This window comes from Cupriavidus sp. 05N39 (genome assembly GCF_056397325.1).
Genome location: NZ_JBFTNE010000003.1, coordinates 59,842 through 73,488, shown reverse-complemented (window position 1 = coordinate 73,488; position 13,647 = coordinate 59,842). Strand labels below are relative to the sequence as shown.

The following is a 13,647-nucleotide window of genomic DNA, read 5'->3' as shown; positions in this document are numbered from 1 at the left end:
GGGCGCTCTGGGCGCCGGGCCGCTAGGTCTGCTGCATGGCCCGGACGGCGATTGTGCGCGCCACCGACGCGATCACATCCTGCTCGGTGTCGGTCATCAGTGCCATATGGCGCACGGTGACACGCTGCGCCGGCGTGATATTGAACTCGGCGCACTTCTGCTCCAGCACGAGGGCGCCGCTCTGGCCGTCACCGCTGTTGAAGTTGAGCATTTCACTGGCGCTTACGCCGAGCGTGCCTGCCAGCGCGCAGATATTGATCAGGGAAACGTTGCGCATCCCGCGCTCGATACCGCTCAGGTAGGAGCGTGCCATTCCGCTTTCGAGAGCAAGCTTCTCCTGCGACCAGCCACGCTGTTTGCGCAACTCCGCAAGGTGCAGTCCAAACAGCTTGAGAGGATCACCGACCATGGCTCTATGCGTAATGGAGAACGGGTCGAGGCTAAGTTATTGACCTCTTTGTGGCGACGCTTTATAGTAGGACGCACTATAGGTTACTGGGCGAGACACGCAGAGTGCTGGCATGGTCGATGGGCAGGAACGCTCGGTTTTGCCCCTCGTTTGAAGAGGTTTCGGCCGTTTTTTATCGCGGTTGCCATTGGCGAATACGTTGGCGCCTGCTGCAGGCGGCATGCGTTCGGAAAACCTGTGGATGATGCCCGCGAGTGCTCGGTAAAAGCTTTTCCGAGTGTTACGAACGCTGCCGGGCACCTGTGCGAGCCGATACCGGGCGGCCAGGCAGCGGCAAAACCAGAAAACCAAGAAACCAAGAAACCAGGCAACCAAAGCCTTGGGCATCACGACATCGGGGACTCCAACCCACGGGGAAGCGCGGCGCTGCATTTTTCCACTACGCGGAGAAGGAAGTGCCATGCGTATTTTTTCGTTGTTCGACGCACAGATGCGCGGCGAAATACTGGCGGGCGGAAGCGCTTCGCAGTTGCGCGTCGGTTTGCAGGTGAGGGTGGTGCCGGAGGCCGCCGGGCTGGGCAGCAGCGGCGACTACATCTTCCTGCCGGAGGGCGCGATGCAGTCAGGTATCGTCACCGCCCGTGCCGAGTGGTGGGCCTGTCTGTACGGCACCATCAAGCTGACGCCGGTGGGCGGCGCCCCCGTGCTGTTGTCCGCCGGCGGCTTGTACGCGCTGCGTCAGGCCGAGCGCCTGGATCTGGCGGTGCTGCAGGACGCCGTAATGATCCGCGCCATCCTGGATCCCAATGCCGTCGGGCTGGTGGGGGCGGGCATCACCAGCAGCTACGATGCGTTTGCCACGGGCCAGGCGGAGCGCTGGCGGGCTACACCCGGCGCCGAGACGATCGAGGTGAGCGGCGTGTCGGTGCGCTCGGGATGCTTCGCGCCAGGGCTGGCCGAAGGCCAGGCGCGTTCCGCGCCTGGCGTGCTGCGGGTCAACGCGGCCTTTGTCTCGCTTGGGGAGGGCGAGCCGGAATGGGCGATGCGCCTGCGCGCGGGCGGGCTGAACTGGGCGGCCTGCCATGAGGGGACGCTGTGCCTGCAGTGGCATTCGCCCTGGCCGCATGCCGAGCGCGAGGTGGCCTACCTGCAGCCCGGCATGGTCTTCGCGCCGGATCCCGATGAAACGTATCGGATCGATGCGCTCCATCCCGTGGCGAGCCTGCTGTGCTGCCTGCAGGCGCCGGCGCATGTGGTGGGCGAGGCCGCGCTGCGGTCCGTCTGTCTGCATTGACGCCACGCGCGCGCGGTCCCCCGGGGCTGCTTCGGGCGGATGCTCAGCGGCGCTGGTATTGCTTGGCGCCGAAGAGGACTTCCCGCGACTTCTCATCGCGGATGGGCTTGCGTTCCATGGCCAGCACTTCCACCCCGCGCTTGACCGCCGGGCGCTCGGCGATCTCGTTGAACCAGCGCTTGAGGTGCGGGTAGTCGTCCATTTCCACGCCCTGGTTCTGCCAGCTGCGCAGCCAGGGGAAGGTGGCGATGTCGGCCACGGAGTACGCGTCGCCCGCCAGCCAGGCATGCTCCGACAATTGCTTGTCGATGACGCCGTAGAGGCGGCGGGCCTCATTGGTGTAGCGGTTGATGGCGTATTCGATCTTCTCGGGCGCATACATGCGGAAATGGTGCGCCTGGCCCAGCATCGGGCCGACGCCGCCCATCTGGAACATCAGCCACTGCAGCGCGTCGTACTTGCCGCGCACATCTTCGGGCAGGAACTTGCCGGTCTTGCCGGCCAGGTACAGCAGAATGGCGCCGGACTCGAACAGCGAGATGGGCTGGCCGTCGGGGCCGTCGGGATCGACGATGGCCGGGATCTTGTTGTTCGGGCTGATCTTGAGGAAGTCGGCCTCGAACTGGTCGCCGGCGCCGATATTGACGGGGTGGACCTTGTACTCGAGGCCGCACTCCTCGAGCATGATGTGAACCTTGTGGCCGTTGGGCGTAGGCCAGCTGTAGACGTCGATCATCGGATGGGGCTCCTGGCTGCGAAGGGGTGACCGCCACGTCAACCACTGGCGTGGCACGTGGTGAACCGCGCGATTTAAGCACAGAAGAAAAAAACGCGCAGACAGGCTGCGCGTTTTCCATGTTGCCGGCAGGGCCGGCAACGGTGCGGGTTGCGGCTTAGAAACCGCGCGTGACCGGCATGTTGATCTCGTCCGAATTCACGCCCATGTGCTTGGCCAGTTCCAGCTTGGCGATGGCATTGCGGTGCACCTCGTCCGGGCCGTCGGCCAGACGCAGGGTGCGCTGGTGCGCCCACCACGTAGCCAGCGGGAAATCGTCCGAGACACCGGCGGCGCCGTGCACCTGGATGGCCCAGTCGATCACCTTCAGCGCCATGTTCGGCGCCACTACCTTGATCATGGCGATCTCGGCCTTGGCCACCTTGTTGCCCGCGGTGTCCATCATGTAGGCGGCCTTGAGCGTCAGCAGGCGAGCCATTTCGATCTCGCAGCGGGCTTCGGCGATGCGTTCGCGCGTCACGCCCTGGGCGGCCACCGGCTTGCCGAAGGCGACGCGCGACAGGGCGCGCTTGCACAGCAGTTCCAGCGCGCGCTCGGCCACGCCGATGCTGCGCATGCAGTGGTGGATGCGGCCCGGGCCGAGGCGGCCCTGGGCGATCTCGAAACCGCGGCCTTCGCCCAGCAGGATGTTGGCGGCCGGCACGCGCACGTCCTTCAGTTCGATTTCCATGTGGCCGTGCGGCGCGTCGTCGTAGCCGAACACTGGCAGGAAGCGCTTGATGGTGATGCCCGGCGTATCGGCCGGCACCACGATCATCGATTGCTGCTCATGGCGGCCCGCTTCCGGATCGGTCTTGCCCATCACGATGTAGACGTGGCAGCGGGGGTCGCCTGCGCCCGACGACCACCACTTGGTGCCGTTGATCACGTAATCGTCGCCGTCGCGGCGGATGCTGCAGCAGATATTGGTCGCGTCCGACGAGGCCACGGCCGGCTCGGTCATCAGGAAGGCCGAGCGGATCTCGCCGCGCAGCAGCGGCTCCAGCCACTTGTCCTTGAGGGCTTCCGAAGCGTAGCGCTCCAGCGTTTCCATGTTGCCGGTGTCGGGCGCGGCGCAGTTGAAGACTTCGGCCGACCAGGGCACCCGGCCCATGATTTCGCACAGCGGCGCGTATTCGAGATTGGACAGGCCTTCCGGGGCACGTTTGGAGTGGGGCAGGAACAGGTTCCACAGGCCGGCTTCGCGGGCCAGCGGCTTGAGTTCCTCGATCACCTTGGTCGGCACCCAGGCGTTGCCGGCCTGGCGATTGGCCTGGATTTCCGCGTAGAAACGCTTTTCGTTCGGATAGATGTGCTTGTCGAAGAAGGCCAGCAGGCGGGCCTGCATTTCCTTGACCTTGGGCGTGTACTCGAATTGCATGTTGTCTCCTCCACCTCAGAATGAGGCCGGTTTCCGGTGGGGCCGCAGCGGGTTGCTGCGCGCCGTTTCCGGCACCGGCGGACGCGGTTCGCGCCGACTGAAGAGGACTGTACCGTAATCCAGGTAATTAGAAAAATGAATTTTCTGGATTTGCCAGTATCAATGCGGTGCATTCCATGCCAGAATGCCTGCCATGCAGCTATCCCGGATCGACCTGAATCTCTTCGTGGTGTTCGACGCTATCCATAGCGAAGGCAGCATCACGGCCGCCGCGCGCCAGCTTAACCTGACCCAGCCCGCGGTCAGCCATGCGCTGGGGCGCTTGCGCAACCTGTTCGACGATCCGCTGTTCGAGCGGCGCGGGCAGGGCATGGCGCCCACGCCGCTGGCGCGCTCGCTGGCCGCCGAGGTGCGCACCGCGCTGCAATCGTTCGCGCGCACCCTGCAAGATACGCCGCATTTCGATCCGGCGGCCACCGTGCGGCGATTCACCATCGGCATGCGCGATGCATTGGAGTCGACCCTGCTGCCGCCCCTGATGGCGCGGGTGACCGCCGTCGCGCCGCAGGTGGAAATCGCGGCAATCCGCTTCGACCGGCGCGAGATGGAGTCCGAACTGCTGGCCGGCACGCTCGACGCCGCCATCGATATCCTGCTGCCGGTGTCGCCCGCGATCCACCACGCGCCCTTCATGGCCGACCCGATGGTGGTGCTGGCCCGCCGCGATCATCCGCTGGTGAAGAAGGAACTGACGCTGGACCGCTACCTGGCCGCCGAACACGTGCATGTGTCTTCGCGCCGGCGTGGTGCCGGCCTGGAGGACCAGGCGCTGCACCGGATGGGATTGACGCGCCGGGTGCGGCTGCGCTGTCAGCACTACGCCGCGGCTTGCCGCGTGGTGAGCTGCACCGACCTGCTGGCCACGCTGCCGCTGCGCTACGCGCGCATCGCCAACGAACCCTATGCCAACCGGCTGCTGTCGCTGCCCTTCAAGGTGCCCTCACTGGAGTTGCACCTTTACTGGCACGCGGGCGGCGAGAACGACGGAGCCAATCGCTGGCTGAGAGAACAGTTGATGGCCGTGATCACCTCGCTGGGCGGTGGCCTTGGCGAGGCGGCGCAGACCTGACTCCCTTTGCTGAGGGTGGCGCGGCCCGCCGCGCGGCGTTGCCCGTCAAGGCGCGTTATCGGCCTGTCGCTCGATGCGCACGGTGGCCGGGGGCAGCGTGCTGTCAGCCTGTACCGCGTAAGGCAGCGGCGGGCGGCGTTCGGCCGGCACGGCTTGCCATAGCCGTTCGACCCAGGCCCGGACCTCGGGGCTAGCGGGTGCCGCCGCTGTGATGCGCAGCGCAAGCGGCGCACCGGCGGCGGATCCGGTGCCTGGCRCATCCGACATCAGGCGCTCTACTGCCAACTGAGGTTCTTCCCGCAGGCTCATTGTCCATGCCGCCAGTTTTTGTCCCCTGGCCGCAGGTGCGCGCGCCGTCTCGGCCTGCGGTGCCGGGCTGGCTCGCAGCGCAAAGCGCGGCGGCTCGATGGCGGGAGCCGGCGCCGGCGGCGCGATAGGCGCGACCGGGGCCGGAGGCGCGACGGAAGCCATCGGCGGCATGGGTGCCATCGATGCCATCGGTGCCGGCGCGCGAATCACCGGCGCGGCAGCCGGGCGGTGCTCCGCCAGCATGTCGGACTCGCGCGGAGCGGTCCTGGCCTGCGCCTCCGCAGCGGGCGCGCGACTGGGCTGGGCGTTGGCCGTTGCGGCCGGGCTGGCTGCTGGCGCCTGGGCTGCCGATGGCCCGGGTGCGGCTGCCGGGGCTGGTGGCGCCTTGGCATCCGCCTGTGGCGATGCAGGCTGCCTGGCGGACGCGGCTTGCGTTGGTTCCGCTGCCGGCTTGCCTGCCTCCGCGTGCATTGCCGGCGCGGCAGGCGCACGCTTTGCGCTTTCCGTCGCGGGCGCTTTGGCCGGCAGCGTGATCTCGCCGTCGCGCAGGTCAAGCTGGCGCAACACGATCTGCAGCGACAAGACACCCACGCCGAGGGTGCCGGCGAGCACGCCCAGCGCGGGCCACCAGCGCCGGGCACGGCGTGCGCGCTCCGGCTTGGCCGCCGCCTGTTCGCCGGAAGCCTGTTGCGCGGCCTGCGCCTGTTCGCGCAGCCAGGCCTGTGCCGCCGCGCTAACCGGCGCGCCAAGCACGCTCTGCGGCGCGTCGCCGCGCCGGACCTCCTCCAGTACGGCGCTGCGGCGGGCGGCCTGTGCTACCTGCAGCCGCGCGGCTTCCGCCATGACCGATGCCTCCAGTCCGGCTGGCGGGCCAAATGCCAGTTCGTCATCGACGGCGGGGTTGTCGGCTTGCTCGGTGTAGGCCCGGACCCTGGCCGGCAAGGCGGCGGGCGGCAATGGCGCGGCCGCTTGCCGGGTCATCTGCCGGGCCGCTTGCTCGGCGCGCGCGGCGGCCATCACCGCAGCCTCCAGCGAGGCTGGCGGCACAAAGGCGGGCACCTCGCGCAGCAGTGCCGCGAGCCGGTCTTCGCCGGCAATGAATCGTTCGTCCGCGCTCATGGCAGCCGCTCCTGCGACGCCGTGGCCGCCAGGCTATCGCGCAGCCGCGCGAAGGCATAGCGCAGCCGGCTCTTGATGGTCTCGAACTTCTCGCCCAGCGTCAGGGCGATTTCCTCCACGCTCATCTCGCTGAAAAAGCGCAGCACGATCACTTCGCGCTGCGCCGCCGGCAGCGCCAGCAACGCTTGCCGCACGCCTTGCAGGTTCTGCCGCAGCTGCGCCTCGGCCTCGGGGCTCAGGTCGTCGGACGGCAGGGCGAGGTGGCCCTCGTCGAGCGTGTCGCGCTGGCGCTCGTAGGCGCCGCGCAACTGGTCCAGCCAGGTATTGCGCGCGATCTGGAACAGGAAGGTGCGCAGGGCCGCGCTGGGCTGGTAGTCGCCGCAGCGGGTCATCAGCTTGACCCAGGTCTTCTGCGTCACGTCCTCGGCCTCGCCGGCATTGCCCTGGCAGAGCCAGGCCACATAGTTGTATAGCGCCGCGTTGTGGCGGCGAAACAGCTCGGCCACCGGCTGCTCGATCAGGCCGTTGGCGACCAGCAGCATCAGGTCGGTGTCAGGCAGCGCGGACAGTCCTGAGGGTGGGGTGGGCGGCGGGGCGCCAGGCGTGGAGGCATGCATGCGCGGCAGTATATGACAGCCCCGCCCGCTGTCGTGCGGGCCGGGATGTCCGTGCCGGGCGGCGCGCGCGGGCAGCCCGGCCGATGGCGGTTTCAGCGTGGCTGCCCCCTGGCAGGCCCGTCGTCCTGCGCCAGCGGCGCGCGCGTCGACAAGGACTGGGCCAGGTCGATCAGCTTGATGAACTCGCCGCGATAGCCGAAGCGGTCGGTGCCGCGCGCGCCCAGCGCCAGGGCCCGCGCGTCGGCGTAGGTCCAGCCGCCGACATGGTTGCCGCCGCGCAGCACCTGGCCAAAGCCCGCTACCGCCGTGGCAAAGCGGAAGGCATCGTCGGCCTGCGCCAGCGTCCGCACCGAAGCGGCCTGCACGGGCAGGTCCATCAACTCGCTGGCCTGGGCCTGCGGCAGCTTGTAGCGCAGCTTGATGTGGGCCAGCTCGCCGGCGGCGCCTTTGCCCGGCCTGGCGGTGGGGCTGGCCGGCTGGTAGCGCAGCGGGTCAAGCAGGCCGGGCTGGTCCGTCAGGGTCAGCTCATAGAGCGCGGTCACGGTGTGCCCGGCGCCGATGTCGCCCGCATCGACCTTGTCGTTGTTGAAATCCTCGCGCTTGAGCGCACGGTTCTCGTAGCCGATCAGGCGGTATTCCCTGACCGTGGCGGGGTTGAATTCGACCTGGATCTTGACGTCGCGCGCCACCGTGGCGAGCGTGGAACTGAACTCCTCCACCAACACCTTCTGGCCTTCCATCAGGTTGTCGATATAGGAGTAGGCGCCGTCGCCCGCATCGGCGAGCTGCTCCATCAACTGGTCGTTGTAGTTGCCGGTGCCAAAGCCCAGYGTGGACAGCGAGACGCCCGACTTGCGCTTCTCGGCGACCAGCGACTTGAGCTGGCGGAAGTCGGTAATGCCCACGTTGAAATCGCCGTCGGTGGCGAGCAGTACGCGATTGATGCCACCCGCGATAAAGCTCTGCTGCGCGGCCTGGTAGGCCAGCGCGATGCCGCTCGCGCCGGCTGTCGAGCCGCCCGCGACCAGTGAGTCGATCGCCGCCGCGATGACGGCCTTGTCGCTGCCGGGTGTGGGCGGCAGGACGACGCGCGTGCCGCTGGCGTAAGTGACCAGGGTGATGCGGTCCTGCGGGCGCAGGACATTCGTCAGCAGCTTGAGCGAGGATTTCAGCAGTGGCAGCTTGTCGGCCGAGTACATCGAGCCCGACACATCGACCAGGAAGACCAGGTTGGCCGCCGGCAGGCTGTCGCGGGCCGCGTCGGCCGCCTTGATGCCGATGCGCAGCAGCACGTTGTGCGCGTGCCACGGCGCGGGTGCGGCGTCGGCGTGCACGGCGAAGGGACGGCCATCGCGCGGTTGCGCGTAGTCGTAGGGGAAATAGTTGACCATCTCCTCCACCCGCACCGCATCGGCGGGCGGCAAGCGGCCGGCGTTGAGCAGGCGGCGCACATTGCTGTAGCTGCCGGTGTCGACATCGATGCTGAAGGTGGAGACGGGCGCCTGCGCAACCAGCTGCACGCCGTTCTCGTCGATGGCGCCATAGCGCTCGCGATCCGGCTCGGCCTGGGGCTGCGGGTAGGGCATGGGGCGGGTCATCAGGGTCAGGGGCGCCGGCGGCTGGGCGCGCATGGCGCGCGTATCGGCGACGGCTCCGGCGGCTGTCTCCCTGGCGTGCGTGGCGGCGTCGCCGGCCTTGCTCGCGGGCACGGGCTGGGCGGGCATGGCTGGCGGCGGCGCGAGCGGTTGGTTTGTGGCCGGTTCGGCGTTGCCGTCTCGCGTTGGCGAGGTCGGAGCAGTCGCCGGATGGCCGCCGCATGCGGCCAGTACAAAGGCAGTAGCCAGGACTCCCAGGCGCTTGAGCATTTCTTTTTCTCCTGAAGGGCCGCGCCGGCGATGCCGGCGGCAGGGCGCTGTCAGTGAAACGAAGCAGCCCGGCTGGCGGGGTTAAGTCGGGTGGAAAAAATTCAAAAGGGGACGGCGAGTGCAGATCGCGCCGCGCGGGACAGGCCGGCCCACGTTTGCCTGACGCGGTCCATCGGTGCTGTCCCTGAGGTGTGCGTCAAGGGTGCCGCAGCAGCGCCCGAGCGCCATACAATGAGCATTTTTCCCCCCAGGAGGACGATTGCATGGCACCCCAGGCATATTCATCGGCGCTATGGCGCGGCCCGCTCGCCGCCGCCGCGGCGCTTGCGCTGCTAGGCGCCTGCTCGACGCAGACCAGCGCGCCTCCCGTGGCCCCGGCTCCCGCCGCTACGGCGATGCCGCCCGCACCGGAAGTGTCGTCCGGCTACCGGCAGGGCATGACCACCACCTATGCCGACAAGCATATGGCCGCGGCCGCCAATCCCCTGGCTACCGAAGCCGGCCGCAAGATCCTGCGCGCGGGCGGTACCGCGATCGATGCCGCGATCGCCATGCAGGCTGTGCTGACGCTGGTGGAGCCGCAGGCCACCGGCATCGGCGGCGGCGCTTTCATCATGTACTGGGACGGCAAGCGCGTGCAGGCCTATGACGGCCGCGAGACCGCGCCCGCTGGCGCCGACGAGAAGCTCTTCCTGCGCCCCGATGGCAAGCCCATGAGCTTCAGCGAAGGGCAGATCGGCGGCCGCTCGGTGGGTACGCCTGGCGTGTTGCGTGCGCTGGAAATGGCGCATCGCCAGCACGGCAAGCTGCCTTGGGCCAAGCTGTTCGAGCCGGCTATCGCGCTGGCGGAGCAGGGCTTCCCGATTTCGCAGCGCCTCTATACGCAGATCGCGGCGGACAAGTTCCTGCCGAACTCGCCCGAGATGGCGGCCTACTTCCTGACGCCCGACGGCAAGGCCAAGCCGGTTGGCACCCTGTTGAAGAATCCGGCGTTGGCCAAGACCCTGCGCGACATCGCCCGCCGCGGGCCGAATGCGCTCTATACCGGCCCCATCGCCAGCGAAATCGTCAAGCAGGTCAACGGCAGCGCCAACGCCGGTTCGCTGTCTCTGGCGGACCTGAGGGACTACAGCGCCAAGGAGCGCGCGCCCATCTGCAGCGACTACAAGCGCTGGAAGATCTGCGGCATGCCGCCGCCGTCGTCGGGCGGCATCGCGATCGCGCAGATGCTCGGGACCTTGCAGGCGCTGGAGGCGAAAGACCCGAAATACGCGCTTGCAGCGATGAAGCCTAAACAGGTGGCCACGCCTGCCGGCGTCGAGCCGGGTATCGAAGCCGTGCACGCTGTTTCCGAAGTCGGACGTCTGGCCTATGCCGACCGCGGCCTCTATGTGGCGGACTCGGATTTCGTGCCGGTCAACGTTGCGGGGCTGCTAAATCGTGACTACCTGGTGCAACGCGCGAGCCTGATCGGCGAGAAGAGCATGGGCAAGGCGGAGGCTGGCACGCCGCCTGGAAACACGCTGGCGCTGGCACCGGACCGTTCGCCGCCGCGCGTGTCCACCTCGCAGATTGTTGCCGTTGACAATACCGGCGGCGCGATTTCCATGACCACCACCGTGGAGAGCTATTTCGGTTCGCACCTGATGGTGCGCGGCTTCATTCTCAATAACCAGCTCACCGACTTCTCCTTCGTGCCGAGCGAGAACGGCAAGCCGGTCGCCAACCGGGTGCAGGCCGGCAAGCGCCCGCGCTCGTCGATGGCGCCGACGCTGGTGTTCGACCGCGAGACCGGCAAGCTGGTCGCCACGGTGGGCTCGCCGGGCGGTTCGCAGATCATCGAGTACGTATCCAAGACGCTGGTGGGCCTGCTGGACTGGAACATGGACGTGCAGGGGGCCATCAACATGCCCAACTTCGGCAGCCGCAACGGGCCGACGGAACTGGAAGCCGGACTGGTCAGCCCGGCCCTGGTGCAAGGCCTGAAAGACCGTGGGCATGAAGTGGCGCAGATCGAGATGACCAGCGGCACGCAGGCCATCATGCGCCGCCAGCGCCCCGACGGCACGTGGGCCTGGGCCGGCGGCGCCGACCCGCGCCGCGAAGGGGTTGCGCTGGGCGACTRGGCGTTTCGCCGGGTTGGCATGGGGCGTGCTCTGCCGGCGCTCCCGCAAAAAAATGGCCGACTTCCGAGTCGGCCATTTTTTGTCCGGCGCGCGGCTGGCTCAATCGAGCCGCACGTCAGCCTGTTTCACCACCGCCGCCCACCGCGCACGCTCGCCGACGAAGAACTTGTTCGTTTCCGGCGGCGTCATGGTCACCACTTCGGCACCCTGGCCAGCCAGTTGCGCGCGCACTTCGGGCAGGCGGATGATGCGGATCAGTTCGCTGCTGATGCGCGCCACCAGGGCGTCGGGCATGCCGGCCGGCGCCATCACGCCTTGCCAGGTGCCCGATTCGAAGCCGGGCACGCCTTGCTCTGCGATGGTCGGCACTTGTCCCATCAGCGGCATGCGCGTCTTCTTGGATATCGCGATCACCTTCAGCTTGCCCGCCTGGACCTGCGGCAGCGTTGCCAGCATGCCGTTCATCAGCACCTGGGCGGTGCCTGCCACAGTGTCGGCCACGGCCTGGGAGCCCCCCTTATAGGGCACGTATTGCCACTTGGCGCCGGTCGACTGCGCCACCGCCACGCCAGCCAGGTGCGGCGCGCTGCCGATGGCCGTCACCGCGAAGTTGAGCTGGGTGCGCTTGGAGAGGTCCACCAGTTCCTTCAGGTTGCTGACCTGCACCGAGGGGTGGACTACCAGCAAATGCGGCGAGTAAGCCAGCATGGCGACGCCCTTCAGGTCCTTGCCCGGATCGAAGGAGAGCTTGGTGTAGACGGACGGGCTGATGGCCAGCGCGCCGATATCGCAGAGCAGCAGGGTGTGGTTGTCGGTGCCGGCCTGCGCGACCATCGCGGCGCCGATATTGCCGTTGGCGCCGGGACGGTTGTCGACCACGACGGGCTGGCCGAGCGCTTCGCCCAACTGGCGGCTGATCAGGCGGGCGATGATGTCGGAGGAACCGCCGGCGGAATAGGGGACTACCAGCTTGATCGGGCGGGTGGGCCAGTCGGTGGCGGCCTGCGCGGCGCGGGGGGCGATCAGGGCGCCGGCGGCGCCGAGGCTGCCCAGGGTGGCTGTCGCGCCAAGCGTGGAGAGTCGGGATAGAAAGGTGCGGCGGGTCGTCGGCATCTTGTTGTCTCCGGATTTGTATTGTGTTGTATGTTGTCGTATGTGTTGGATGATAGCTCGAAGTCTTGGGTGGGTCCAGGGCATTCTTCTGGAAGGGTTTTTGTGCGTTGACGCTAAAGGCCTTAAGCGCAACTTCACTACCGCGACGGATCTTCCTGGCTGCTGAAATACGGATTATGGTGACTGGTTTACCCCCTTCCTCTGCGTGCGGGAGAAGGGCCGGGGGCGAGGGCGGGCGTTCGCAATGCGGCTTGCCATCCGTTCGCCGGCACCCATTGCAATCTTGCTGGTTAAATCGAGAATGACCTCATCACATCATCTGATACGATAACCAGGGCTAAAAAAAGACCTCTTCAACAAGCGAAGAGGTCTTCCCATTCAAGCCGTGCGCAGCAATGCGCGCTTATTGCTGCGCCATCTTTGCATACTCCCACCCCATCTCCGCCATCGGTCGGGCCCGCTTCCCCGCATCCAGGGCCTGCGCCGACGAAGCCGTCCCATCGACCACGCGCTTCATGATCCCCTGCAGGATCCCCGCGATCCGGAACATGCTGAACGCGAGGTAGAAATTCCAGTCGCCCGTGATCGGCCGGCCGGTGCGCTGCTCGTAGGTCCTGCGGTAAGTCGCCTCGTCGGGAATGCCGAGCCCTGCGTGGTCCAGGCCGGCAATGCCGCGGAACTGGCCCGGCGCGATATGCCAGCTCATGCAGTGATAGCCGAAGTCGGCCATCGGATGCCCCAGTGTGGAGAGTTCCCAGTCGAGCACCGCCAGCACGCGCGGCTCGGTGGGATGGAACATCAGGTTGTCCAGCCGGTAGTCGCCATGCACGATCGAAGTGAGATCGGCGTCTTCCTGCGGAATATGATCAGGCAGCCAGGCCATCAGTGAGTCCATGGCGGGGATGCTCTCGGTCTCGGACAGCTTGTATTGCTTGGTCCAGCGCTCGATCTGGCGCGAGAAGTAGTTGCCCGGCTTGCCGTAGTCGCCCAGGCCGATGGCCTTGTAGTCGACCGTGTGCAGTGCGGCGATGACACGGTTCATCTCGTCGTAGATGGCGCTGCGCTCCGCCGGCGTCATGCCGGGCAGGGACTGGTCCCACAGCACGCGGCCGGCGACGAATTCCATGATGTAGAAGGCGCGGCCGATCACGGTTTCGTCCTCGCATAGCGCGTACATCCTGGCGACCGGCACGTCGGTGCCTGCCAGCGCGGCCATCACGCGGTACTCGCGTTCGATGGCATGGGCCGAGGGCAGCAGCTTGGACTTGGGGCCGGGCTTGGCGCGCATCACATAGGTCTGGCCCGGCGTGATCAGCTTGAAGGTGGGGTTGGACTGGCCGCCCTTGAATTGCTCGATGGTGAGCGGGCCGGCAAAACCCGCCACATGCTCGCGCATCCACACCTCCAGCGCGGCCATGTCGAAGCGTTGCTGCTCGGCTACCTCGCGGGTGCCTTCGAAATTCGAAACGTTGGTGCTCATGCTGTCTCCGTTTTTTCGGTATGTTCCGGG

Annotated in this window: 10 protein-coding genes and 1 pseudogene; 3 read left to right on the top strand and 8 right to left on the bottom strand. The window is 67.3% G+C overall.

Translation table 11 applies throughout. From position 1 onward, the window contains the following. Positions 1-22: 22 nt before the first annotated feature. A complete protein-coding gene (locus AC1DN0_RS02175; RefSeq protein WP_441630099.1) occupies positions 23-409 on the bottom strand; it encodes a helix-turn-helix domain-containing protein in 387 nt (128 codons plus the stop codon). Between the two features lie 460 nt (positions 410-869). On the opposite strand from AC1DN0_RS02175, the gene AC1DN0_RS02170 reads away from it, so the two are divergent. Beyond that, entirely contained in the window at positions 870-1,703 is an 834-nt protein-coding gene (locus tag AC1DN0_RS02170; protein ID WP_441630097.1) for a hypothetical protein, read from the top strand. Positions 1,704-1,746: 43 nt separating this feature from the next. Here AC1DN0_RS02170 and AC1DN0_RS02165 read toward each other — a convergent pair whose 3' ends face one another. Together AC1DN0_RS02165 and AC1DN0_RS02160 are read right to left on the bottom strand one after the other, a co-directional pair. Beyond that, positions 1,747-2,439, bottom strand: a complete 693-nt coding sequence (locus AC1DN0_RS02165; protein WP_441630095.1) for a glutathione binding-like protein — start codon at positions 2,437-2,439, stop codon at positions 1,747-1,749. A 157-nt stretch (positions 2,440-2,596) separates the two neighbouring features. Continuing rightward, the gene (locus tag AC1DN0_RS02160) at positions 2,597-3,859 is read right to left on the bottom strand and encodes an acyl-CoA dehydrogenase family protein (protein ID WP_441630093.1); all 1,263 of its coding nucleotides are present in this window, start codon (positions 3,857-3,859) and stop codon (positions 2,597-2,599) included. A 193-nt stretch (positions 3,860-4,052) separates the two neighbouring features. On the opposite strand from AC1DN0_RS02160, the gene AC1DN0_RS02155 reads away from it, so the two are divergent. Then, positions 4,053-4,988 carry a LysR family transcriptional regulator gene (locus AC1DN0_RS02155; protein WP_441630091.1) on the top strand — a complete coding sequence of 312 codons (936 nt, stop codon included), beginning with the start codon at positions 4,053-4,055 and terminating at the stop codon, positions 4,986-4,988. A 45-nt stretch (positions 4,989-5,033) separates the two neighbouring features. Here the strand turns inward: AC1DN0_RS02155 and AC1DN0_RS02150 are convergent, their stop codons facing one another. From AC1DN0_RS02150 to AC1DN0_RS02140, 3 genes are all read right to left on the bottom strand, one after another. Next, complete coding sequence (locus tag AC1DN0_RS02150; RefSeq protein WP_477145498.1) at positions 5,034-6,416, bottom strand: hypothetical protein; 1,383 nt, start codon at positions 6,414-6,416, stop codon at positions 5,034-5,036. Then, positions 6,413-7,033: an RNA polymerase sigma factor gene (locus AC1DN0_RS02145; RefSeq protein ID WP_051648690.1), complete on the bottom strand. Its 621-nt coding sequence runs from the start codon at positions 7,031-7,033 to the stop codon at positions 6,413-6,415. The genes AC1DN0_RS02150 and AC1DN0_RS02145 overlap by 4 nt, the downstream gene beginning before the upstream one ends. A 92-nt stretch (positions 7,034-7,125) precedes the next feature. After that, positions 7,126-8,898 carry a vWA domain-containing protein gene (locus tag AC1DN0_RS02140; protein WP_477111085.1) on the bottom strand — a complete coding sequence of 591 codons (1,773 nt, stop codon included), beginning with the start codon at positions 8,896-8,898 and terminating at the stop codon, positions 7,126-7,128. Between the two features lie 263 nt (positions 8,899-9,161). On the opposite strand from AC1DN0_RS02140, the pseudogene ggt reads away from it, so the two are divergent. Continuing rightward, positions 9,162-11,021, top strand: a pseudogene (ggt, locus tag AC1DN0_RS02135) (gamma-glutamyltransferase); the annotation flags it as partial. 102 nt (positions 11,022-11,123) lie between these two features. Here the strand turns inward: ggt and AC1DN0_RS02130 are convergent. Together AC1DN0_RS02130 and AC1DN0_RS02125 are read right to left on the bottom strand one after the other, a co-directional pair. Further along, a complete protein-coding gene (locus tag AC1DN0_RS02130) occupies positions 11,124-12,137 on the bottom strand; it encodes a Bug family tripartite tricarboxylate transporter substrate binding protein (RefSeq protein ID WP_035868589.1) in 1,014 nt (337 codons plus the stop codon). A 403-nt stretch (positions 12,138-12,540) separates the two neighbouring features. Then, positions 12,541-13,617 carry a phosphotransferase gene (locus AC1DN0_RS02125; protein ID WP_477111083.1) on the bottom strand — a complete coding sequence of 359 codons (1,077 nt, stop codon included), beginning with the start codon at positions 13,615-13,617 and terminating at the stop codon, positions 12,541-12,543. Positions 13,618-13,647: the final 30 nt, after the last annotated feature.

What these genes read in the sequence shown, in the direction of transcription:
- AC1DN0_RS02175 (WP_441630099.1), bottom strand. Translation starts at nt 409, where the DNA reads ATGGTCGGTGATCCTCTCAAGCTGTTTGGACTGCACCTTGCGGAGTTG.
- AC1DN0_RS02170 (WP_441630097.1), top strand. Translation starts at nt 870, where the DNA reads ATGCGTATTTTTTCGTTGTTCGACGCACAGATGCGCGGCGAAATACTG.
- AC1DN0_RS02165 (WP_441630095.1), bottom strand. Translation starts at nt 2,439, where the DNA reads ATGATCGACGTCTACAGCTGGCCTACGCCCAACGGCCACAAGGTTCAC.
- AC1DN0_RS02160 (WP_441630093.1), bottom strand. Translation starts at nt 3,859, where the DNA reads ATGCAATTCGAGTACACGCCCAAGGTCAAGGAAATGCAGGCCCGCCTG.
- AC1DN0_RS02155 (WP_441630091.1), top strand. Translation starts at nt 4,053, where the DNA reads ATGCAGCTATCCCGGATCGACCTGAATCTCTTCGTGGTGTTCGACGCT.
- AC1DN0_RS02145 (WP_051648690.1), bottom strand. Translation starts at nt 7,033, where the DNA reads ATGCATGCCTCCACGCCTGGCGCCCCGCCGCCCACCCCACCCTCAGGA.
- AC1DN0_RS02130 (WP_035868589.1), bottom strand. Translation starts at nt 12,137, where the DNA reads ATGCCGACGACCCGCCGCACCTTTCTATCCCGACTCTCCACGCTTGGC.
- AC1DN0_RS02125 (WP_477111083.1), bottom strand. Translation starts at nt 13,617, where the DNA reads ATGAGCACCAACGTTTCGAATTTCGAAGGCACCCGCGAGGTAGCCGAG.